Origin of the sequence: Pseudomonas sp. EZ-C24 (genome assembly GCF_014525325.1) — a bacterium.
Lineage (GTDB): Bacteria > Pseudomonadota > Gammaproteobacteria > Pseudomonadales > Pseudomonadaceae > Aquipseudomonas > Aquipseudomonas shirazensis.
Window position 1 is genome coordinate 128,583 of the sequence record NZ_JACDIU010000007.1, and the last position, 20,648, is coordinate 149,230.

At 62.4% G+C, this 20,648-nt stretch carries 19 protein-coding genes; 6 read left to right on the top strand and 13 right to left on the bottom strand.

Translation table 11 applies throughout. The features are described from left to right. The first annotated feature begins 13 nt into the window (after nucleotides 1-13). From IDM28_RS04710 to IDM28_RS04720, 3 genes are all read left to right on the top strand, one after another. Nucleotides 14-1,300: a CynX/NimT family MFS transporter gene (locus tag IDM28_RS04710; RefSeq protein WP_101316892.1), complete on the top strand. Its 1,287-nt coding sequence runs from the start codon at nucleotides 14-16 to the stop codon at nucleotides 1,298-1,300. A 93-nt stretch (nucleotides 1,301-1,393) separates the two neighbouring features. Continuing rightward, nucleotides 1,394-1,864, top strand: a complete 471-nt coding sequence (locus IDM28_RS04715; protein ID WP_188035457.1) for a nuclear transport factor 2 family protein — start codon at nucleotides 1,394-1,396, stop codon at nucleotides 1,862-1,864. A 174-nt stretch (nucleotides 1,865-2,038) separates the two neighbouring features. Continuing rightward, nucleotides 2,039-2,338, top strand: a complete 300-nt coding sequence (locus tag IDM28_RS04720) for a GIY-YIG nuclease family protein (RefSeq protein WP_101316896.1) — start codon at nucleotides 2,039-2,041, stop codon at nucleotides 2,336-2,338. Here IDM28_RS04720 and yejK read toward each other — a convergent pair. Then, nucleotides 2,319-3,326, bottom strand: coding sequence for a nucleoid-associated protein YejK (gene yejK, locus IDM28_RS04725; protein ID WP_188035458.1), 1,008 nt, complete (start codon nucleotides 3,324-3,326; stop codon nucleotides 2,319-2,321). The genes IDM28_RS04720 and yejK overlap by 20 nt on opposite strands. A 406-nt stretch (nucleotides 3,327-3,732) precedes the next feature. Here yejK and IDM28_RS04730 point away from each other — a divergent pair, with 406 nt between their 5' ends. Beyond that, nucleotides 3,733-4,014, top strand: a complete 282-nt coding sequence (locus tag IDM28_RS04730; protein ID WP_029613585.1) for an HU family DNA-binding protein — start codon at nucleotides 3,733-3,735, stop codon at nucleotides 4,012-4,014. 48 nt (nucleotides 4,015-4,062) lie between these two features. Here the strand turns inward: IDM28_RS04730 and rlmF are convergent, their stop codons facing one another. The 5 genes from rlmF to IDM28_RS04755 all read right to left on the bottom strand — a co-directional run bounded on the left by rlmF (nucleotide 4,063) and on the right by IDM28_RS04755 (nucleotide 10,523). Continuing rightward, on the bottom strand, nucleotides 4,063-5,019 hold the full coding sequence (rlmF, locus tag IDM28_RS04735; RefSeq protein ID WP_188035459.1) for a 23S rRNA (adenine(1618)-N(6))-methyltransferase RlmF: 957 nt from the start codon (nucleotides 5,017-5,019) through the stop codon (nucleotides 4,063-4,065). 167 nt (nucleotides 5,020-5,186) lie between these two features. After that, nucleotides 5,187-8,033 carry a valine--tRNA ligase gene (locus IDM28_RS04740; protein ID WP_150570831.1) on the bottom strand — a complete coding sequence of 949 codons (2,847 nt, stop codon included), beginning with the start codon at nucleotides 8,031-8,033 and terminating at the stop codon, nucleotides 5,187-5,189. A gap of 149 nt (nucleotides 8,034-8,182) precedes the next feature. Beyond that, complete coding sequence (locus IDM28_RS04745; protein WP_101316904.1) at nucleotides 8,183-8,551, bottom strand: DNA polymerase III subunit chi; 369 nt, start codon at nucleotides 8,549-8,551, stop codon at nucleotides 8,183-8,185. Nucleotides 8,552-8,556: 5 nt separating this feature from the next. Beyond that, a complete protein-coding gene (locus IDM28_RS04750; protein ID WP_101316906.1) occupies nucleotides 8,557-8,985 on the bottom strand; it encodes a DNA polymerase III subunit chi in 429 nt (142 codons plus the stop codon). Between the two features lie 47 nt (nucleotides 8,986-9,032). After that, the gene (locus IDM28_RS04755) at nucleotides 9,033-10,523 is read right to left on the bottom strand and encodes a leucyl aminopeptidase (protein WP_181089287.1); all 1,491 of its coding nucleotides are present in this window, start codon (nucleotides 10,521-10,523) and stop codon (nucleotides 9,033-9,035) included. A gap of 299 nt (nucleotides 10,524-10,822) precedes the next feature. On the opposite strand from IDM28_RS04755, the gene lptF reads away from it, so the two are divergent. Then, the gene (gene lptF / locus IDM28_RS04760) at nucleotides 10,823-11,944 is read left to right on the top strand and encodes an LPS export ABC transporter permease LptF (protein WP_101316910.1); all 1,122 of its coding nucleotides are present in this window, start codon (nucleotides 10,823-10,825) and stop codon (nucleotides 11,942-11,944) included. Further along, the gene (gene lptG, locus IDM28_RS04765; RefSeq protein WP_101316912.1) at nucleotides 11,931-12,992 is read left to right on the top strand and encodes an LPS export ABC transporter permease LptG; all 1,062 of its coding nucleotides are present in this window, start codon (nucleotides 11,931-11,933) and stop codon (nucleotides 12,990-12,992) included. Before lptF ends, lptG begins: the two co-directional genes overlap by 14 nt. A 386-nt stretch (nucleotides 12,993-13,378) precedes the next feature. Here lptG and IDM28_RS04770 read toward each other — a convergent pair whose 3' ends face one another. From IDM28_RS04770 to IDM28_RS23730, 7 genes are all read right to left on the bottom strand, one after another. After that, nucleotides 13,379-13,867 (bottom strand): RDD family protein, encoded by a 489-nt coding sequence (locus IDM28_RS04770; RefSeq protein WP_101316914.1) that lies wholly within the window; start codon nucleotides 13,865-13,867, stop codon nucleotides 13,379-13,381. Between the two features lie 94 nt (nucleotides 13,868-13,961). Next, nucleotides 13,962-14,174 carry a cold-shock protein gene (locus IDM28_RS04775; RefSeq protein WP_101316916.1) on the bottom strand — a complete coding sequence of 71 codons (213 nt, stop codon included), beginning with the start codon at nucleotides 14,172-14,174 and terminating at the stop codon, nucleotides 13,962-13,964. Nucleotides 14,175-14,509: 335 nt separating this feature from the next. Further along, a complete protein-coding gene (gcvT, locus tag IDM28_RS04780) occupies nucleotides 14,510-15,634 on the bottom strand; it encodes a glycine cleavage system aminomethyltransferase GcvT (protein ID WP_188035460.1) in 1,125 nt (374 codons plus the stop codon). A gap of 26 nt (nucleotides 15,635-15,660) precedes the next feature. Next, nucleotides 15,661-17,037: an L-serine ammonia-lyase gene (locus IDM28_RS04785; protein ID WP_188035461.1), complete on the bottom strand. Its 1,377-nt coding sequence runs from the start codon at nucleotides 17,035-17,037 to the stop codon at nucleotides 15,661-15,663. A 69-nt stretch (nucleotides 17,038-17,106) separates the two neighbouring features. Next, nucleotides 17,107-19,962, bottom strand: coding sequence for an aminomethyl-transferring glycine dehydrogenase (gene gcvP, locus IDM28_RS04790; protein WP_188035462.1), 2,856 nt, complete (start codon nucleotides 19,960-19,962; stop codon nucleotides 17,107-17,109). A 9-nt stretch (nucleotides 19,963-19,971) separates the two neighbouring features. Then, nucleotides 19,972-20,355, bottom strand: a complete 384-nt coding sequence (gene gcvH / locus IDM28_RS04795) for a glycine cleavage system protein GcvH (RefSeq protein WP_188035463.1) — start codon at nucleotides 20,353-20,355, stop codon at nucleotides 19,972-19,974. 9 nt (nucleotides 20,356-20,364) lie between these two features. Next, a partial coding sequence (locus IDM28_RS23730; protein ID WP_223175865.1) for a hypothetical protein occupies nucleotides 20,365-20,648 on the bottom strand: 284 nt, incomplete at its 5' end.

Sequence of the window (20,648 nt, forward strand, 5' to 3'; positions counted from 1 at the left end):
CTGCGAGACCATCATGGCTGACCAACTGACCCGCTCTGCGCCTGTGCGTGAGACCGAACTGGATGAACTGCTGATCGATGCCGAGGCCGATGACGAACAGGTGCAACAGCAGCCGCCAGCCATTCACCGGCCCTGGCTGTTGCTGTTGGGGCTGGTGCTGGTTGCGCTGAACCTGCGGCCGGCCCTGTCGAGCATGGCGCCAGTGCTCGGCCAGGTTGCCGAGAGCCTGGGCTTGAGTGCTGCGCAATCGGGCCTGCTGACAACCTTGCCGGTGCTGTGCCTGGGTTTGTTTGCGCCACTGGCGCCGTTGCTGGCACGCCGCTTCGGCAGTGAGCGGGTGGTATTGGGCATTCTCTTCACGTTGGCCCTGGGGATTGTCCTGCGCAGTACGTTCGGCGCGACCGGAGTATTTCTCGGCAGCCTGCTGGCGGGGGCGAGTATCGGCGTCATTGGCGTGCTCTTGCCCGGTATCGTCAAGCGCGACTTTCCCAAGCATGCCGGGACTTTGACCGGTGTCTACACCATGGCCTTGTGCCTGGGTGCAGCGCTGGCCGCTGGCGCCACCGTTCCGCTGAGCCACGCCCTGGGCGACAGCTGGTCGCTCGGCCTGGGCTTCTGGATGCTGCCGGCGCTGCTGGCGATGCTGGTGTGGTTGCCGCAGGCGAAGCAGCGGCATGCCGGGCACAAGGTCGCTTATCGCGTGCGTGGCCTGTGGCGTGACCCGCTGGCGTGGCAAGTGACGCTGTACATGGGCTTGCAGTCGTCGCTGGCGTATATCGTGTTTGGCTGGCTGCCGTCGATTCTGATCGGCCGTGGCCTGAGCCCCACCGAAGCAGGGCTGGTGTTGTCCGGTTCGGTCATCGTGCAGCTGATCAGCGCGCTGAGTGCGCCGTGGCTGGCGACCCGCGGCAAGGATCAGCGGCTGGCGATTGTGCTGGTCATGCTGGTAACACTGGTGGGTTTGTTTGGCTGCTTGTACGCGCCGTTGGGCGGGCTCTGGGGCTGGGCGGTGTTGCTTGGGCTGGGGCAGGGCGGCACTTTCGCCCTGGCGCTGACCCTGATCGTGCTGCGCTCCAAAGATGCCCACGTGGCCGCCAATCTGTCGAGCATGGCTCAAGGCGTCGGTTACACCCTGGCGTCGATGGGACCCTTTGCCGTTGGTGTGGTGCATGATCTGACGGGCGGCTGGGCTGCCTTGGGGTGGATCTTTGCCGTGATCGGTGGCGGTGCCATCCTGTTTGGCCTCAAGGCCGGCCGGGCGCTGCATGTACAGGTGACCTGTGAGCGTATCCAAGGCTGAGCAGGGCCTGGCATTCACCTGGCAAATGAGCGTGGCAATCCTTGGCGTCTGGCTTTATCGTGCCGCTGTTGACCCGGACCATGGATGCCACGCATGAGCGACACCTCACACGCCCTGATTACCCGCTTCTACCAGGCGTTCCAGCGCCTGGATGCCGAGGCCATGATCGCCTGTTACAGCGCGGACATCGTCTTCACTGACCCGGTCTTCGGTACTTTGCGCGGTCAGGAGGCGGGCGCCATGTGGCGCATGCTCACCTCGCGCGCGCAAGACTTCAGCCTGACCTTCGATCAAGTGCGTGCCGAGCCAGGCGGCGCCAGCGCGCATTGGGTGGCAACCTATCTGTTCAGCCAGACCGGGCGTACCGTGATCAACGATATCCGCGCACGGTTCGTGATCGAGGACGGTCTGATCACCGAGCACCATGACAACTTCGACTTGTGGCGCTGGTCGCGCCAGGCATTGGGCATGCCTGGCGTGCTGCTGGGTTGGACGCCGCTGCTGCAGAACAAGGTGCGTCAGCAAGCGCGCAAGGGCTTGCAGGCGTTTACCCGAGCCCGTTGAGCTGGTCTAGTCTGCACCAACCGCCTGTTCCTCCGGGGGACTCGGCCTTATCCCACGCTGCGACGATCACCTCGTTCCACGGAAACGACAGCGTTGCGGCGAAGATTTTCTTGGACATGATGAAGCCCTGTTGATGTGGGGCTCATCAAGCTAATGCCGGGCAGGAGCAAAGTCGTGAGTGAACAAGTTCCGCCTCCGGCGGAAAAACCCTGGTACGTATACCTGGTGCGCGCGCTGAATGGCTCGCTGTACTGCGGTATCAGTGATGATCCGCAGCGCCGCTTCAAGGTGCACCAGCAGGGGCGTGGTGCGCGCTATTTCAAGACCAGCCCGGCGCAGGCGCTGGTCTATGTCGAAGCCTGGCCAGACCGCTCCGAGGCTTTGCGTCAGGAGCGGCTGGTGAAGAAGCTGCGCAAGTCGGCCAAGGAAGCCTTGGTCGCGTCCTGGTCTGGTTTTACTCAGCCCGACGCTTGAGCTGATCGATCAGCTGGGTTGGCAGGCCCTTGATGATCAAAGTGCCGGCTTCTTCGTCATACTCCACTTTTGACCCGAGCAAGTGCGCCTCGAAGCTGATCGACAAGCCTTCGGCACGGCCGGTGAAACGGCGGAACTGGTTCAGTGTGCGTTTATCCGCCGGGATCTCTGGCGACAGGCCGTAGTCCTTGTTGCGGATGTGATCGTAGAACGCCTTGGGCCGCTCTTCGTCGATCAAGCTGGAGAGCTCTTCAAGGCCGACCGGCTCGCCCATCTTGGTCTGGCTGGTGGCGTAGTCGACAAGGGTCTGGGTCTTCTCGCGCGCGGACTCTTCCGGCAGGTCTTCGCTCTCGACGAAATCACTGAAGGCCTTGAGCAGCGTGCGCGTTTCGCCGGGACCGTCGACGCCTTCCTGGCAGCCGATGAAGTCGCGGAAATACTCCGAGACCTTCTTGCCGTTCTTGCCCTTGATGAACGAGATGTACTGTTTGGAATTGAGGTTGTTCTTCCACTCCGACAGGTTGATCCGTGCGGCCAGGTGCAACTGCCCCAGGTCCAGGTGGCGCGAGGGCGTTACGTCGAGCTGGGCGTTCACGGCCACGCCGTCACTGTGGTGCAGCAGGGCAATCGCCAGGTACTCGGTCATGCCTTGCTGGTAATGGGCGAACAGTACGTGGCCGCCGGTGGAGAGGTTGGACTCTTCCATCAGCTTTTGCAGGTGCTCGACGGCGGTGCGACTGAAGGCGGTAAAGCCTTGCTCGTCGTTCAGGTACTGCTTGAGCCAGCCACTGAACGGGTAGGCACCGGACTCACCATGGAAGAAACCCCAGGCCTTGCCCTGCTTGGCGTTGTAGTTGTCGTTGAGGTCGGCCAGGAGGTTTTCGATGGCATCCGATGCAGCCAGCTCGTTATCCCGTGCGTGGAGCACGGCGGGGCTGCCATCGGGCTTCTTGTCGATCAGGTGGACGATGCAATGACGGATAGGCATGGAAAATCTCGGCAGTAGCTGGAGCGCGGTTTGCGAGTACTCGCGGGGCGCTGGGCAAAGTGGCTAAGTTTAACCCAGACCACCAGTGATGCAGTGGCCAGAAGTTGGCGCAAATAGCGGTTGCTGGTTTTTTGCTCAATTTTTGCCGATTTATGTGAAAAGCCCCGAATTAGCTGCATTAAATCGGCCTCGACAGCGGATATTTATCCAGTCCTGTGGTACTTTTCGCGGTCTTGCGCTGCATCAATGGCGCATCGCTGGCAGATCACTTGCGTTATGTCGAACCAAACGCCGATTTGTGTATCTACATACGCAATTGGCGCGGCCCGCCGGAATTACCGGGCTGGCCCGATACCGACGTAGCATGCTGCATAACCTCTGAATTTTTTAGGGAAGGAACACCACCATGGCATTGACCAAAGACCAACTGATTGCCGACATCGCCGAAGCAATCGACGCGCCAAAAACCACCGCTCGTAACGCCCTGGAGCAACTTGGCCAGATCGTTGCCGACCAACTGGAAAACGGCGCCGAAATCACTCTGCCAGGCATCGGCAAGCTGAAAGTCTCGGAGCGTCCTGCCCGTACCGGCCGCAACCCTTCGACTGGCGCTGCCATCGAAATCGCTGCCAAGAAAGTCGTCAAGTTCGTACCTGCCAAAGTGCTGACCGACGCCGTCAACAAGTAATTGTCGACGCTTGGATAAACCGCGCCCGGCTCGCCGGGCGCGGTTTTTTTACGCCTGCGATTTGTCCTGGCGCTGCGCATGCCAGGCTTTGCGCGCAGCTGCGTCGTGGAAGCTCCAGGCAACTACGCGGCTCTGTTTCTGCCCTTGGCCCATTGCCAACGTCTGTACTGCTAGGGCGCCAGCCTTTTTCAGTGCTGCTTCGATCACCGGCAGGTTACTCGCCTTGGACACCAGGCTGGTGAACCACAGCACCTGAGGCGCGCAAGCGACGCTCTCGCTGATCAGCTGGCTGACGAAGCGGATCTCGCCGCCTTCACACCACAGCTCATTGTTTTGCCCGCCGAAGTTCAACACCGGCAGCTTGCGCTTGGGGTCTTGCTTGCCGAGGTTTTTCCATTTGCGCTGGCTGCCACGGGTAGCCTCGTCGCGCGAGCTGTGGAAGGGCGGGTTGCTCAACGTCACATCGAAGCGCTCGTCGGGCTGTAGCAGGCCGCTGAAGATGTGCTTGCTGTTGCTTTGCTGGCGCAGGGCAACGGCCTTGTTGAGGCCATTGGCCTGCACGATGGCCTTGGCCGAAGCAAGCGCCACAGGGTCGATATCGGAGCCGAGGAAGCTCCAGCGGTAGTCGCTGTGGCCGAGCAGGGGATAGATGCAATTGGCGCCAACGCCGATGTCCAGCGCGCGCACCTGAGGGCCGCGGGGGATTTCACCGCCGTTATCGGCAGCCAGCAGATCGGCGAGGACGTGCAGGTAATCGGCGCGGCCAGGGATCGGCGGGCACAGGTAGTCGGCCGGAATATCCCAGTGCTGGATACCGTACTGAGCCTTGAGCAGGGCACGGTTGAACACGCGCACGGCTTCGGGGTTGGCAAAGTCGATGCTGGGGTTGCCGTAGGGGTTGGTGATAGTGAAACGGGCCAGATCGGGGTGGGCCTTGATCAGGGCGGGAAAGTCGTAGCGGCCCTGGTGGCGGTTTCTCGGGTGCAGGGTGGGTTTTTCGGTCATGGTCGGATCCGGTGTTGCAAGCCTTGGGGCTGCTCTGCAGCCCTTTCGCGACACAAGGCCGCTCCTACAGTAACCGCGTCAGTCTAGGTGAACGCGGTCGGTGTAGGAGCGGCCTTGTGTCGCGAAACGAGGGCAAAGCCCTCGCCGCTCAGGTCAGCAATGTCGAGTTACAGCGCTGCAATCCGCGCATGCTGCTCGGTAAAGTTGGCCAGTGCCTGTTCGGCTTCGGCCAGCTTGGCGCGTTCCTTGTCGATCACCGCAGGCGGTGCCTTGTCGACAAAGGCAGCATTCGACAGCTTGCCGCCAACGCGCTGGACTTCGCCCTGCAGACGCTGGATTTCCTTGTTCAGGCGCGCCAGCTCGGCATCCTTGTCGATCAGCCCAGCCATTGGCACCAGCACCTGCAGATCACCCACCAGTGCAGTCGCCGACAGCGGCGCTTCGTCGGCTTCACCGAGCACGGTGAACGACTCGACCTTTGCCAGCTTCTTCAGCAATGGTTCGTTTTCCTGCAGGCGGCGCTGGTCTTCGGCGCCGGCGTTCTTGAGGAACAGCGGCAGCGGTTTGCCCGGGCCGATGTTCATCTCGGCGCGGATGTTGCGCAGGCCGTTCATCAGCTGTTGCAGCCATTCGATATCGCCTTCGGCAACGGTATCGATACGGCTCTCGTTGGCCACCGGCCACGGTTGCAGCATGATCGTCTTGCCGCTGACGCCGGCCAGCGGCGCGATGCGCTGCCAGATCTCTTCGGTGATGAAGGGCATGAACGGATGCGCCAGGCGCAGTGCCACTTCAAGTACCCGCACCAGCGTGCGACGCGTGCCACGGGCGCGCTCGATCGGGGCGTTTTCGTCCCACAGGACCGGCTTGGACAGCTCCAGGTACCAGTCGCAATACTGGTTCCAGATGAACTCGTAGAGCGCCTGGCTGGCCAGGTCGAAGCGGAACTGCTCCAGCTGACGGGTCACTTCGGCTTCGGTGCGCTGCAGCTGCGAGATGATCCAGCGATCAGCCAGCGACAGCTCGTAGGCTTCGCCGTTCTGGCCGCAGTCTTCGCCCTTGTCCAGCACGTAGCGCGCGGCGTTCCAGATCTTGTTGCAGAAGTTGCGATAGCCTTCGACGCGGCCCATGTCGAACTTGATGTCGCGACCGGTCGACGCCAGCGAGCAGAAGGTGAAGCGCAAGGCATCGGTGCCGTAGCTGGCGATGCCTTCCGGGAACTCGGCCTTGGTCTGCTTGGCGATCTTCTCGGCAAGTTTTGGCTGCATCATGCCGCTGGTGCGTTTTTCCAGCAGGGCATCGAGAGTGATACCGTCGACGATGTCCAGCGGGTCAAGCACGTTGCCCTTGGACTTGGACATCTTCTGGCCTTGGCCATCACGCACCAGGCCGTGCACATAGACGGTCTTGAACGGTACCTGCGGGGTGCCGTCCTCGTTCTTCACCAGGTGCATGGTCAGCATGATCATCCGGGCAACCCAGAAGAAGATGATGTCGAAACCGGTGACCAGCACGTCGGTGGAGTGGAATTTCTTCAGGAACTCGGTTTGCTCTGGCCAGCCGAGAGTGGAGAAGGTCCACAGCCCCGAGCTGAACCAGGTATCCAGCACGTCGTCGTCCTGACGCAGTACCACGTCGCTGCCCAGCTGGTGCTTGGCGCGGACTTCGGCTTCGTTGCGGCCAACGTAGACCTGGCCGGCTTCGTCGTACCAGGCCGGGATGCGGTGGCCCCACCACAGCTGACGGCTGATGCACCAGTCCTGGATGTCGCGCATCCACGAGAAGTACATGTTTTCGTACTGCTTGGGCACGAACTGGATACGGCCGTCTTCAACGGCAGCAATCGCAGGCTCGGCCAGCGGCTTGGTCGACACGTACCACTGGTCGGTCAGCCACGGCTCGATGATGGTTCCGGAACGGTCGCCCTTGGGCACCTTCAGGGCGTGGTCATCGACGCTGACCAGCAAGCCCTGGGCATCCAGGTCGGCAACCATCTGCTTGCGCGCGACAAAGCGGTCGAGGCCGGCGTACTGCGCAGGCAGGCTGGTGTCGAGCTGCTCGTTGAGGCTGCCGTCGAGGTTGAACGCCTGGGCGTTGGCTAGCACCAGCGCATTCTTGTCGAAGATGTTCAGCAGCGGCAGGTTGTGACGCTTGCCGACTTCATAGTCGTTGAAGTCGTGGGCCGGGGTGATCTTCACGCAGCCGGTGCCGAACTCGGGATCGCAGTAGTCGTCGGCGATGATCGGGATAAGACGCCCGACCAGCGGCAGTTTGACGAACTTGCCGATCAGCGCCTGATAGCGCTCGTCGTTCGGGTTGACCGCCACCGCCGCGTCACCCAGCAGGGTTTCCGGGCGAGTGGTGGCGACTACCAGGTAGTCCTTGCCATCAGCTGTGGTGGCGCCATCGGCCAGCGGGTAGCGCAGGTTCCACAGGTGGCCCTTCTCGTCGTGGTTTTCCACTTCAAGGTCGGAGATCGCCGTGTGCAGCTTGGTGTCCCAGTTGACCAGGCGCTTGCCGCGGTAGATCAGGCCGTCTTCATGCAGACGCACGAAGGCTTCCTTGACCGCATCGGACAAGCCGTCATCCATGGTGAAGCGCTCGCGGCTCCAGTCGACCGACGAGCCCAGACGGCGGATCTGCCGGCTGATGTTGCCGCCGGACTGTTCCTTCCATTCCCAGACCTTGTCGAGGAACTGTTCGCGGCCCAGATCGTGGCGGCTCTGGCCTTTGGCCTCGAGCTGACGCTCTACCAGCATCTGCGTGGCGATACCGGCGTGGTCGGTGCCCGGCTGCCACAGGGTGTCGCGACCCTGCATGCGGCGGAAGCGGATCAGGGCATCCATGATCGCGTTGTTGAAACCATGGCCCATGTGCAGGCTGCCGGTCACGTTTGGCGGCGGGATCATGATGGTGTAGGACTCGCCTGCACCTTGTGGGGCGAAGTAGTTCTCGGACTCCCAGGTGTTGTACCAGGAAGTTTCAATGGCGTGCGGCTGGTAGGTCTTATCCATGCGCGGCGGGACCCTTAGGCATTAATTCGGGAAAGCCGAGCAGTATAACGGAGCGGCTGGTTGCACGCGACAGGCGCCTGAGTCGATCGCAGCGAGTGCTGCGTGCAGACTTCGCCAGCCGCCGCTACGCGGCACTGCGGGCTGTGCGGTTACTCGGGGCGCTTGAGCAGGCGCTCCATGCGGGCATCGAGGCGGCGCTTGATTTCGGTCTCGATGTGCGGGGTGTAGTCGTTGATGACGTCCTGCATGATCAACTGCGCGGCAGCGCGCAGCTCGGCGTCCAGCCGCAGCAAGGTGTCCTGGCGGCGCGCCTGGGCAGCGTCGTCGTCCTCGGCTTCGATTTCGGCCACGGGCGTCGGCGCATGGTTGCCTTGCGGCTCGTCGAGCACCAGCGGGATTTGCTCGACGGTATCGGTCAGCAGCGGCGGTTGCAGGTTGTCGTCGCCCAGCAGCACCCGAATCGACTCGAGATCATCCAGCAGGTGGGCGGAGGTAGGCAGAGAAGAAGGCTTGTCCATCGTCGTTAAAGTCGCTGTAGGCGGTGATTGTGCAGAGCATAGCCCTGTTCCCGGTAGAAACGGAACCGTTCTCGGGCCGCCTCGCGAATCGCTGGCGCCTCGACGACGATTTCCGCTACACGCTGGAAGTTGCCGACAAAGCCTGGCACTTCGCCGCCAAGGTTGATCAGCAGGTCGGCATGGCTGCCGGCATCGTTGCCCAGGCCCAGCACCACCACGGCGTTGGCATCGACCTCGGCCAGATCGTGCGGCACGAAGGCTTCGCCCTTGAACTGCCACAGGCGTTGGTCGAGCTGAGCGCGCTGGTCGGCATCCTCGCAATGCAGGTACACCCGATGGCCCAGCCGCCAGGCTTTCTCGCACAGCTTGCAGGCAAAATCCAACCGCGCGTCGAGGGCGTCGGTAGGTAGCACATAGAAGTCTACTTGGCTCATGATTCAGTCCGTTGGCGGCAGCCCCTGCGGGCTGCCGCCGTGCCCGGTCAGGCGTTGGCGCGGTCGAGCAGATACTGGGTCAGCATCGGCACCGGGCGGCCAGTGGCGCCCTTGTCCTTGCCGCCGCTGATCCAGGCGGTGCCGGCGATGTCCAGGTGGGCCCAGTTGTAGGCTTTGGCAAAGCGCGACAGGAAGCAGGCAGCGGTGATGGTGCCGGCCTTTGGCCCGCCGATGTTGGCGATGTCGGCGAACGGGCTGTCGAGCTGCTCCTGATACTCATCGAACAATGGCAGCTGCCAGGCGCGGTCGTCGGCGCGCTTGCCGGCGTCCAACAGTTGCCCGAGCAGTTCGTCGTTGTTGCCGAGCATGCCGGTGGTGTGGCTGCCTAGAGCGACAATGCAGGCGCCGGTGAGGGTGGCGATGTCGATCACCGCCTGCGGCTTGAAGCGCTCGGCGTAGGTCAGGGCGTCACACAGCACCAGACGGCCTTCGGCATCGGTGTTGAGGATTTCGACGGTTTGCCCGCTCATGGTGGTGACGATGTCGCCCGGGCGAGTGGCATTGCCGCTCGGCATGTTCTCGGCACAGGCGAGGATGCACACCAGGTTGATCGGCAGCTTCAGTTCAAGCACGGCGCGCAGGGTGCCGAACACGCTGGCGGCGCCGCACATGTCGTACTTCATTTCATCCATGCCAGCGCCAGGCTTGAGGCTGATGCCGCCGGTGTCAAAGGTGATGCCTTTACCGACCAGAACGTAGGGTTTTTCGCTTTTTTTGCCGCCCTGGTACTGCATGACGATCAAGCGTGGCGGCTGCTCGCTGCCCTGGCCGACCGCATAGAAGGCACCCATGCCCAGTTCTTTGATTTTTTTCTCGTCGAACACTTCGACCTTGAGGCCCTTGTGCGTCTTGCCCAGCTCCTTGGCCTGTTCAGCCAGGAACACCGGGTGGCACAGGTTAGGCGGCAGGTTGCCGAGGTCGCGCGTGAAGGCCATGCCGCTGGCAATCGCGGTAGCGTGCTGCACGGCGCGTTCGACTTCGGCCAAGCCAGCCTTGTCGGCCAGCAGGGTAATTTTCTTCAGGGCGCGCGGCTCGGCTTTCTGGCTCTTGAAGCGGTCGAACACGTACTCGCCATCGAGCAGGCTTTCAGCCAGCAGACGGTATTTGCCGTAATGACCTTCGCGGCCAGTGATGGCGATATCGTCCAGCGCCAGTACGGCATCGCTGCCACCGAGGTTTTTCAGCACGCCGGCGACAGCGCTGGCCAGCTTGCGCCAGCTGCGGTCGCCAAGGTCATCCTTGCCGCTGCCGACCAGCAGCACGCGCTCGGCCTTCAAGCCGGCCAGACCGTGCAGAAGCAGGGTCTGGCCTGGCTTCCCGGCCAGGTCGCCGCGCTTGAGCACGGCGCTGATGGCGCCGTTGCTGGCTTCGTCGACAGCCTTGGCGATTTCACCGAGCTTGCGCCCTTCGCCAACGGCCAGTACCAAAGTGGCGGTTTTCACCGATGCAGCAGCTACGCTCTTTACAACCAGTTCCATGTACGGGTCCCCGAATGGTCAGTCAGATAGCGCATGGGCTTTTGTCAGCCCTGGATACGCTCGATGCGAGCCTGGCCGCGTACTCGCGTGCCAGCAGGAAAGCTGCCAGTTTGAGCCTCGCGCAAGCGTGCTGACAACCCCGATGTCTGCGCTGATGCGTAGCCAAGTGACAGGCGAGGGCAATCACAGGATAATGCGCGCACTTTACATGGAGGTTCGCCCCTGGCGAACCGGCATTGGTCTTGGCTGTCTGAAGCCATTGTTTGGCGTCCGCCCCTGACAACCCAGGAGTGTCTGGTTTGATCGTCTTTCGTTATTTGTCCCGCGAGGTCCTGCTGACCTTGAGCGCCGTCAGCGCTGTGCTGCTGGTGATCATCATGAGCGGGCGTTTCATCAAATACCTGGCGCAGGCCGCACAGGGGGTTCTTGACCCGAGCGTGCTGTTCCTGATCATGGGCTTCCGGCTGCCGGGTTTCCTGCAGTTGATCCTGCCATTGGGGCTGTTCCTGGGTATCTTGCTGGCTTATGGCCGGCTGTACCTGGAAAGCGAAATGACCGTGCTGTCTGCCACCGGCATGAGCCAGCAGCGTCTGCTCGCCATGACCTTGGCACCTGCTGCGCTGGTGGCACTGCTGGTGGCCTGGCTGAGCCTGAGCCTGGCCCCGCAGGGCGTCGCGCAGGTGCAGCAGATCATCTCTCAGCAGGATGCGCTGACCGAGTTCGATACCTTGGTGCCTGGGCGTTTCCAGACCTTGCGTGACGGCTCGCGGGTGACCTACACCGAGCAACTGTCGGACGACCGCGTCAACCTCAGTGGCGTGTTCATCTCCGAGAAGCGCTTCAATCAGGACAAGACCAAGGACCGCGCGCCTTCGGTGCTGGTGGCTGAAAAGGGCCACCAGGAAGTACAGGCCGACGGCAACCGCTACCTGGTGCTGGAAAACGGCTATCGCTACGACGGTAACCCCGGCCAGGCCGATTACCGCGCGATCAAGTACGACACCTATGGCGTATTGCTGCCCAAGCCTGAGGTCAGCGAAGAAGTCACCGAGCGTGAAGCCATCCCGACTTCCGAGCTGTTCGGCCAGACGGGCCTGCGTGAGCGCGCCGAGCTGCAATGGCGCTTGTCGCTGCCGCTGCTGGTATTCATCGTGACCCTGATGGCGGTGCCGCTGTCGCGGGTCAACCCACGCCAAGGGCGCTTCCTCAAACTGTTGCCGGCGATTCTTCTCTACATGGCTTACCTGACAATGCTGATTTCCGTACGCGGCGCCCTCGAGAAGGGCAAGCTGCCAATGGCCCTGGGCATGTGGTGGGTGCACGGGTTGTTCCTGCTCATCGGCCTGGGCCTGATGTACTGGGAGCCGATGCGTCTGAAACAGGCTGCACGGCGCGCGGAGGTGACCCGTGGCCAAGCTTGATCGTTATATCGGCATGAGCGTGCTGGTGGCCATTCTGGCGGTCCTCGGCATCATTCTCGGGCTGGCTTCGCTGTTTGCCTTCATCGATGAGATGGGTGACCTGAGCGACACCTACAGCGTGCTCGACGCCAGTTACTTCGTGTTACTGACCGCGCCGCGGCGGCTATACGAGATGCTGCCGATGGCCGCCTTGATCGGCTGCCTGATCGGTCTTGGCAGCCTCGCCAGCAGCAGCGAGCTGACCATCATGCGTGCGGCGGGCGTGTCCATCGGCCGCATAGTCTGGGCAGTGATGAAACCGATGCTGGTACTGATGCTGGTTGGTCTGTTGATCGGCGAATACATCGCGCCGGTGACGGAGAACAAGGGGCAGGCCGAGCGGTCGCTTGCTCAGGGTGGCGGTGAGGCGCAGAGCTCCAAGCGCGGTATGTGGCACCGGCAGGGTGATGAGTATGTGCACATCAACTCGGTGCAGCCCAATGGCTTGTTGTTGGGTGTGACCCGTTATCGCTTTGATGCCGAGCGCAAGATCATCACCTCGAGCTTTGCTCGTCGTGCTACCTACAGCACTGATCATTGGCAGCTGAATGACGTCACTACTACGCACTTCCGCGGGGATCACACTGAGGTGATCAAGGCGCCGGAAGAGCGTTGGGATGTGTCGGTTACGCCTGAGCTGCTCAATACCGTGGTGTTGGCGCCTGAGTCGCTGTCGATCACCGGGTTGTGGGATTACATCCATTACCTGGCTGATCAGGGGCTGAACAATGCGCGTTACTGGTTGGCGTTCTGGGGCAAGGTGTTGCAACCGGTGGTGACGGCGGCGCTGGTGTTGATGGCGATCTCGTTTATCTTTGGGCCGTTGCGGTCGGTGACCTTGGGGCAACGGGTGTTTACCGGTGTGCTGGTTGGGTTTACCTTCAAGATTGCTCAGGATTTGCTGGGGCCTTCTAGTCAGGTGTTTGGCTTCCCGCCGTTGTTGGCGGTGCTGTTGCCGGCTGGTATTTGTGCGTTGGCTGGGGTTTGGTTACTGCGTCGGGCTGGGTGATCTGGCTGGGATGTGGGAATGTGAGCTTATCCGGTTTTTTTTGGTGGCTGATCGGGCCCCTTTCGCCTTTACGGCGAGTTACTTTTTTGGCAAACGCCCCAAAAACGTAACCAAAAAAGGGCTTGGCTCCACATCCGGCCCCTTCGCTGCGCTGCGGGGTTCCCTCGCTCCGGTCTTGCTCCCGGGAGGACCGCGCTGTACGGCCCATCCTGGGCCGCAGCGCTTGCCGGCCATCCATGGCCGGCACCTCCCTCCGCAAGACCTGCGCTCGGCCTCCTGAGTCGCCGGTGGATCAAGATCAAAAGCAGATCAAGATCAAGGGCACGCCTCGCTACGCTGGCGCAGAGCGTGAGTGGCGTGGCTGCTATGTTTTCAACGGCCCAGAATCACTTCTTTTGCTTTGGCACCCTCACAAGTTCCGTCTGCGAATAGATGTCATGCCAGCCGCGTTTGCGTTTGTCGAACAATGCCCAGACAAAGCCCAGACCCAGGCACAGCCACGACGCAATCGACACGACAAAACGCAACAGCGCCTGCCACAGGCTGATGGCGCTGCCGTCGGGGTTCTGTACGCGTACGCCCCATACTTGCATGCCCAGGGTCTGGCCGCCGTGGGTCCAGAATTTGGCGAAGAAACCGAACAGCGCGAACAGCAGCACCGTCGACAGCAGCGGGTCGCCATCCAGCGCGCCGGCGTCGGTGAGGGTGCGCATGCGGTCCTGGCCAATGATCGACATCTGGATCAGCTTGTACGCCCCGGCGGTGACGATCAGCAGTGCCGTGCACAGCAGGAAGTCGTAGAACATCGCCGCCAGTCGGCGCCCGAGGCCGGCGGGTGGGAACTCGCCTTGGGGGTGCAGGGTGTGCTTGGGCATGCAGGCAACTCGTCAGGCCAAAAGCGCATTCTATGAAATTGCAGGCGTAAAAAAGCCCCCGCAGGTCAATGCGGGGGCTTTTTTATATCAGTTGTCAGGCGATTACTTGCACTTCATCAGCTTGCAGGCCTTTTTGCCCCTGAGTTGCCACGAAGCTGACCTTCTGGCCTTCTTTCAAGGTCTTGAAGCCGTCGCCCTGGATTGCGCGAAAGTGCACGAACAAGTCCGCGCCGCTTTCCGGGGTGATGAAGCCGTAGCCTTTTTCATCGTTGAACCATTTGACGGTACCGTTCTGACGCTGAGCCATTGTCTTGTTTCCCATGAATCTTCTAGAGGGTGATAACCGCGCACTGCTGTTGCAGGCAGTCGGCAAAATTACGCTGTAGTGCAGGAAACCAAGCGTCGTCGAACGGGTTGTAGCGGACCGCGGCTACTGGCCCAAGTCACGATCAATTGCGACCCATGCAAACACAGTGGGCTGAATGTACGCCAACTTTTGCGACCATGACAAGCCCTCGCATAGCACCCACCAAGAGGATCTCGGGCGCACTGTTCAATAGTGCTCCAGATACCATGGCGCCTGGGCTGGCGCCATTTTCAAAAGGTTATCGAACAGGTTCGAAATCGAATAAGCAGGCCGGCTTAGCCGCGGTAGTAACGTGGCGCAACGAAAGGCATCTTGCTGACTTTCAACGGCACGTTCTTACCCCGTACTACCGCACTCAGGGGTGTGTCCATTGCGGTGTGGGCGAGATCCACGTAGCCCATCGCAAGCGGTGCTCCCAGGGTCGGACCGAAGCCGCCGCTGCAGACCTTGCCGACTACGTTGCCTGAGGCATCGACAATCTCGGCGCCCTCACGCACCGGCGTCCGTTCCTGCGGCAGCAAACCGACCCGTTTACGCGCCACGCCCTGGTGCTGCTGGGCGAAGATCTGCTCGGCACCAGGGAAGCCACCGGCACGTTCGCCGTCCGCGCGGCGTACCTTGGATATGGCCCAGAGCAGGCTGGCCTCGATCGGTGTGGTCGCGCTGTCCATGTCATGCCCATACAGGCACAGGCCGGCTTCCAGGCGCAGCGAGTCCCGCGCGCCAAGGCCGATGGCCTGCACTTCAGGCTCTTGCAGCAGGCGCCGGGCCAGCAGCTCTGCACCTTCGGCCGGTACCGAAATCTCGTAACCATCTTCGCCGGTGTAACCCGAGCGGCTGACGTAGCAGTCCAGACCGAGCAACTTGACTGCACGGAACTGCATGAAGGTCATGCTCGCCACCTCTGGCGCCAGGCGCGCCAGCACCGTTGCTGCGGCCGGGCCTTGCAGGGCTAGTAGCGCACGCTCGGTAAACAGCGGCTGGATCTCGCACTGGCCTTCGAGGTGTTGGCGCAGGTGCGCCAGGTCCTGCTCTTTGCAGGCAGCATTGACCACCAGCAGCAACTCATCGTTGCCCAGGTTGGCCACCATCAAGTCATCCAGAATGCCGCCAGCGTCGTTGGTGAACATCGCATAACGCTGCATGCCGACTGGTAGGTCGATGATGTCGACCGGTACCAGGGTTTCCAGCGCCTGCGCCGCAGCGCTGCCGCTGAGGCGGATCTGGCCCATGTGCGAGACGTCGAACAAACCGGCCTGGGCGCGGGTGTGCTGGTGTTCCTTGAGCACGCCGAGCGGGTACTGCACCGGCATGTCATAACCGGCGAACGGCACCATGCGCGCGCCCAGTTCCAGGTGCAGCGCGTGCAGCGGGGTCTTGTGCAGCTGTACTTCGGACATCGGTGACTCCTTGAGAGTGGTTCAGATCAACATTCGATGATGTTGACGGCCAGACCGCCGCGGGCGGTCTCCTTGTATTTGCTTTTCATGTCGGCGCCGGTCTGGCGCATGGTGCGGATCACCTTGTCGAGCGAGACGAAGTGCTGGCCATCGCCGCGCAAGGCCATGCGCACAGCATTGATCGCCTTGACCGAGCCCATCGCGTTGCGCTCGATGCACGGCACCTGGACCAGCCCGCCAATCGGGTCGCAGGTCAGCCCGAGGTTGTGCTCCATGCCGACTTCGGCGGCGTTCTCGACTTGCTGGGCAGTGCCGCCCATGACCTCGCACAGCGCCCCGGCAGCCATCGAACAGGCTACGCCGACCTCGCCCTGACAGCCGACTTCGGCGCCGGAGATCGACGCGTTTTCCTTGTACAGAATGCCGATCGCTGCGGCGGTCAGCAGGAACCGCACCACGCCGTCCTCGTTGGCACCGGGCACAAAGCGCATGTAGTAGTGCAGCACGGCCGGGATGATCCCGGCGGCACCGTTGGTGGGCGCTGTGACCACGCGCCCGCCGTTGGCGTTTTCTTCGTTGACCGCCAGTGCATACAGGTTGACCCAGTCGAGCACTGACAAGGCATCGCGCAGGCTGGCTTCCGGGTGCTGGCTGAGCTGACGGTATAGCGCCGCCGCACGGCGTTTGACCTTGAGTCCTCCAGGCAGGATGCCTTCGTGCTGGCAGCCGGCAGTGACGCAGTCCTGCATGACCTGCCAGATCCGCAGCAGGCCGTCCCGGGTTTCCTGTTCCGGTCGCCAGGCCGCTTCGTTGGCCAGCATCACCTGGCTGAACGAAAGCTGCTGCGCGCTGCAATGGGCGAGCAACTGTTTGCCGGTGGTGAACGGGTAGGCCAGGACGGTGCGGTCTTCGACGATGCGGTCGTGCCCGGCCGCTTCTTCATCGACCACGAAGCCGCCGCCAACCGAGTAATACTCGCGGCTGCGCAACTGCAAACCGGCCTCGTCGAAGGCGCGAAAGATCATGCCGTTGGGGTGATAGTCGAGCGGCTTGCGGATCATCGCCAGGTGCTGCTTTTCGTTGAAGGCGATTTCGTGCTCACCGAGCAGGCACAGCCGGCCACTGCTGCGAATAGCCTGCAGACGCGGGGCGATGCTGTCGGTATCGACGCTGTCGGGCTGGGCGCCTTCAAGGCCGAGCAGCACCGCCTTGTCGCTGCCGTGGCCCTTGCCGGTGGCACCGAGCGAGCCATACAGCTCGGCCTTGACGCTGGCCGTCTGGCTCAGCAGGCCGTCGCGGCGCAGGCCTTCGGCGAAGCGCGCGGCCGCGCGCATCGGCCCAACCGTGTGTGAGCTGGAGGGGCCGATGCCAATTTTGAACAGGTCGAACACGCTCAGGGACATGGATTGCTCCTCGGAACAGGCCTGGCTGTCGGGTGCGCCCGCCTCCAGTGGAGGCGGGCGAGGCGGCTATCAGACGTCCTGATAGCTCTCGATCGACGGGCAGGCGCAGATCAGGTTGCGATCACCAAACACGTTGTCGACCCGACCCACTGGTGGCCAGTACTTGGCTTCTACCAGGCTTGGCAGCGGGTACACCGCCTGCTCGCGGCTGTAGCCGTGGGCCCATTCACCGACCAGCTCGGCGGCGGTGTGAGGGGCGTTCTTCAGCGGGTTGTCATCCTTGTCCAGGTAGCCGTTTTCGACGGCGCGGATCTCTTCGCGAATCTTGATCATGGCATCGCAGAAGCGGTCCAGTTCTTCCCGCGATTCACTTTCGGTCGGCTCGATCATCAACGTGCCGGCCACCGGGAACGACATGGTCGGGGCGTGGAAGCCGTAGTCGATCAGGCGCTTGGCCACGTCATCGACGCTGATGCCGCTGCTGTCCTTGAGCGGGCGCAGGTCAAGAATGCACTCGTGCGCCACCAGACCATTGCTGCCGGTGTACAACACAGGATAGTGCTCTTCCAGGCGGCGGGCGATGTAGTTGGCGTTGAGGATGGCCATTTGCGAGGCGCGGGTCAGGCCAGCGCCACCCATCATGCGGATGTACATCCAGGTGATCGGCAGGATGCTGGCGCTGCCGAACGGCGCGGCGCAGACCGCGCCGGCGGTGTTTTCCAGCGCGGCGTGGCCGGGCAGGAATGGCGCCAGGTGTGACTTGACGCCAATCGGGCCGACGCCCGGGCCGCCACCGCCGTGGGGGATGCAGAAGGTCTTGTGCAGGTTCAGGTGCGAGACGTCGCCACCGAATTTGCCCGGCGCGCACAGGCCGACCATGGCGTTCATGTTGGCGCCGTCGATGTACACCTGGCCGCCGTTGTCATGGATGATCGCGCAGATTTCGCCGATGGCTTCCTCGAACACGCCATGGGTGGACGGGTAGGTGATCATGATCGCTGCCAGCTGCTCGCGGTGCTCGACGGCCTTGGCGCGCAGGTCGGCGATGTCGACGTTGCCGCGTGCATCGCAGGCGGTCACTACCACCCGCATACCCGCCATGTGCGCGGTAGCCGGGTTGGTGCCGTGTGCCGACGACGGGATCAGGCAGATATTGCGGTGCGCGTCACCACGGCTGCGGTGGTAGGCACGGATCGCCAGCAAGCCGGCGTACTCGCCCTGGGAGCCGGCGTTGGGTTGCAGCGACACCGCGTCATAGCCGGTGGCAGCACAGAGCATCGCCTCCAGCTCGTTGGTCATCTGCAGGTAGCCCTGACTTTGCTCGGCGGGGGCGAACGGGTGCAGGTTGCCGAATTCGGCCCAGGTTACCGGGATCATTTCGCTGGCGGCGTTGAGCTTCATGGTGCAGGAGCCCAGCGGGATCATGCTGCGGTCCAGCGCCAGGTCCTTGTCGGCCAGCTTGCGCAGGTAGCGCATCAGCTCGGTTTCGCTGTGGTAGCGGTTGAACACCGGGTGTTCGAGGATCGCCGACTGCCGACGCAGCGCTGCTGGCAGGCGAGACTCATCGGCCGCAGCCAGGGCGGCGAAGTCAGGCAGCGACTGCTCGCCGGCAAATAGCTGCCAGAGCGCTTCGACGTCAGCCTGGGTGCTGGTTTCATCAAGCGACAGGCCCAGTTGCTCGGCGTCGATCTGGCGCAGGTTGATGCGCTGCTCGCGGGCCTTTTGGTGCAGGGCGGCGGTGGTTGCGCCGGTGGCCAGGGTCAGCGTGTCGAAATACGCCTGGGTCTGCAGGGTGACGCCCAGTTGCTGCAGGCCAGCGGCGAGAATTGCGGTGAGCGCGTGAGTACGCTCGGCGATGCGCTTGAGGCCGGCCGGGCCGTGGTAAACGGCATACATGCCGGCGATGTTGGCCAGCAGGACCTGCGCGGTGCAGATGTTGCTGGTGGCCTTCTCGCGGCGGATATGTTGCTCGCGGGTCTGCATGGCCAGGCGCAGGGCGGTCTTGCCGAAGCGGTCGATCGACACGCCGACCAGGCGGCCTGGCATATCGCGTTTGAATGCATCGCGGGTGGCGAAGTAGGCCGCATGCGGGCCGCCGAAGCCCAGGGGCACGCCGAAGCGCTGCGCGCTGCCGATGGCCACGTCGGCTTCGAATTCACCGGGTGGGGTCAGCAAGGTCAGCGCCAGCAGGTCAGCGGCCACCGCGACCAGGGCGTTGCCGGCGTGCAGGCGCTGGACCAGTTCGCGGTAGTCGAACACATCGCCATTGCTGGCCGGGTATTGCAGCAGCGCGCCGAAGAAGCGGCTGGTGTCATCCAGTGTGCGCTCGTCACCGATCACCACTTCGATGCCCAACGGCTCGGCACGGGTGCGCAGCACGTCGAGGGTCTGCGGGTGGCAATGCTGCGAAGCGAAGAAGCTGTGGCTGGCCTTGTTTTTCGACAGACGCTTGCAGAAGGTCATGGCTTCGGCGGCGGCGGTGGCTTCGTCGAGCAGCGAGGCGTTGGCGATCGGCAGTCCGGTCAGGTCACTGATCATGGTCTGGAAGTTCAGCAGGGCTTCCAGGCGGCCTTGGGAGATCTCTGGCTGGTAAGGCGTGTAGGCGGTGTACCAGGCCGGGTTTTCCAGCAGGTTGCGCAGGATCGGGGCAGGCGTGTGGGTGTTGTAGTAGCCCTGGCCGATCAGGCTTTTGAACAGCTGGTTCTTGCCAGCGATGGCTTTCAGCGCGGCAAGCGCCTCGGCTTCACTCTGGCCGTCGCTGCTGCCGAGCACACTGGTGCCCTTGATGCTGTCGGGGATCACCGCGGCGCTCATGGCGTCGAGGCTGTCAAAACCCAACTTGGCGAGCATGCTCTGCTCGTCAGCGGTGCGCGGGCCGATATGGCGGGCGATGAATTCGTTGGCAGTGCCGAGGTTACTGGTCATGGTCGGTCCTCAAGCGTCAGCGTTGGCTTTGATCAGGCGGTCGTAGGCATCCTGGTCAAGCAGTTTAGCCACGGCGTCGGCATCGGCCGGCTGGAAGCGGAAAAACCAGCCTGCGCCCAACGGGTCTTCGTTGACCAGTTCAGGGTTGTCAGCCAGTTGCTGATTGACCTCGAGCACTTCACCGGTCAGTGGCATGTACACGCCACTGGCGGCTTTCACTGATTCCACGGTGGAGGCTTCTGCGCCTTGCTCGTAGTGCTGCAGCTCAGGCAGTTGCACGTACACCACGTCACCCAAGGCGTTCTGGGCAAAGGCGGTGATGCCTACGGTGACGGTGCCGTCGGCTTCGCTGCGCAGCCATTCGTGATCTTCAGTGAAACGCAATTCGCTCATGGGGATTCCTCAAGGAAACAGGGCGTTGGCGCGGTCTTCCGCGCTCTTGGGTTGAGGATTGGTTAGCAATAACGTTGCCAATTGAAGAATATTGAATAAATTCAATGACTTGTCTTTATTTCGGGCTAATTGTTGGCAGATATTGGAATGATTTCGATACGGGCGGGGTGGGGTAGAAATGCTTAGAGGTATCAAACCCTTGCATATGTGGTGCTTCGGCATGGCGGAACGTATTCGATACGGTGTGTTGAAATCGATACGGTGGCGTTTGGAAAGGGGCCGCTTTGCGGCCC

Bases quoted from the DNA above. Each gene is read 5' to 3' on its own strand.
- IDM28_RS04750 (WP_101316906.1), bottom strand. From the start codon at position 8,985: ATGAGCCAAGTAGACTTCTATGTGCTACCTACCGACGCCCTCGACGCG.
- IDM28_RS04730 (WP_029613585.1), top strand. From the start codon at position 3,733: ATGGCATTGACCAAAGACCAACTGATTGCCGACATCGCCGAAGCAATC.
- IDM28_RS04745 (WP_101316904.1), bottom strand. From the start codon at position 8,551: ATGGACAAGCCTTCTTCTCTGCCTACCTCCGCCCACCTGCTGGATGAT.
- IDM28_RS04755 (WP_181089287.1), bottom strand. From the start codon at position 10,523: ATGGAACTGGTTGTAAAGAGCGTAGCTGCTGCATCGGTGAAAACCGCC.
- IDM28_RS04710 (WP_101316892.1), top strand. From the start codon at position 14: ATGGCTGACCAACTGACCCGCTCTGCGCCTGTGCGTGAGACCGAACTG.
- gcvP (WP_188035462.1), bottom strand. From the start codon at position 19,962: ATGACCAGTAACCTCGGCACTGCCAACGAATTCATCGCCCGCCATATC.
- IDM28_RS04770 (WP_101316914.1), bottom strand. From the start codon at position 13,867: ATGCCCAAGCACACCCTGCACCCCCAAGGCGAGTTCCCACCCGCCGGC.
- IDM28_RS04785 (WP_188035461.1), bottom strand. From the start codon at position 17,037: ATGTCCCTGAGCGTGTTCGACCTGTTCAAAATTGGCATCGGCCCCTCC.
- yejK (WP_188035458.1), bottom strand. From the start codon at position 3,326: ATGCCTATCCGTCATTGCATCGTCCACCTGATCGACAAGAAGCCCGAT.
- IDM28_RS04740 (WP_150570831.1), bottom strand. From the start codon at position 8,033: ATGGATAAGACCTACCAGCCGCACGCCATTGAAACTTCCTGGTACAAC.
- rlmF (WP_188035459.1), bottom strand. From the start codon at position 5,019: ATGACCGAAAAACCCACCCTGCACCCGAGAAACCGCCACCAGGGCCGC.
- IDM28_RS04775 (WP_101316916.1), bottom strand. From the start codon at position 14,174: ATGGCTCAGCGTCAGAACGGTACCGTCAAATGGTTCAACGATGAAAAA.
- gcvH (WP_188035463.1), bottom strand. From the start codon at position 20,355: ATGAGCGAATTGCGTTTCACTGAAGATCACGAATGGCTGCGCAGCGAA.
- gcvT (WP_188035460.1), bottom strand. From the start codon at position 15,634: ATGTCCGAAGTACAGCTGCACAAGACCCCGCTGCACGCGCTGCACCTG.
- IDM28_RS04715 (WP_188035457.1), top strand. From the start codon at position 1,394: ATGAGCGACACCTCACACGCCCTGATTACCCGCTTCTACCAGGCGTTC.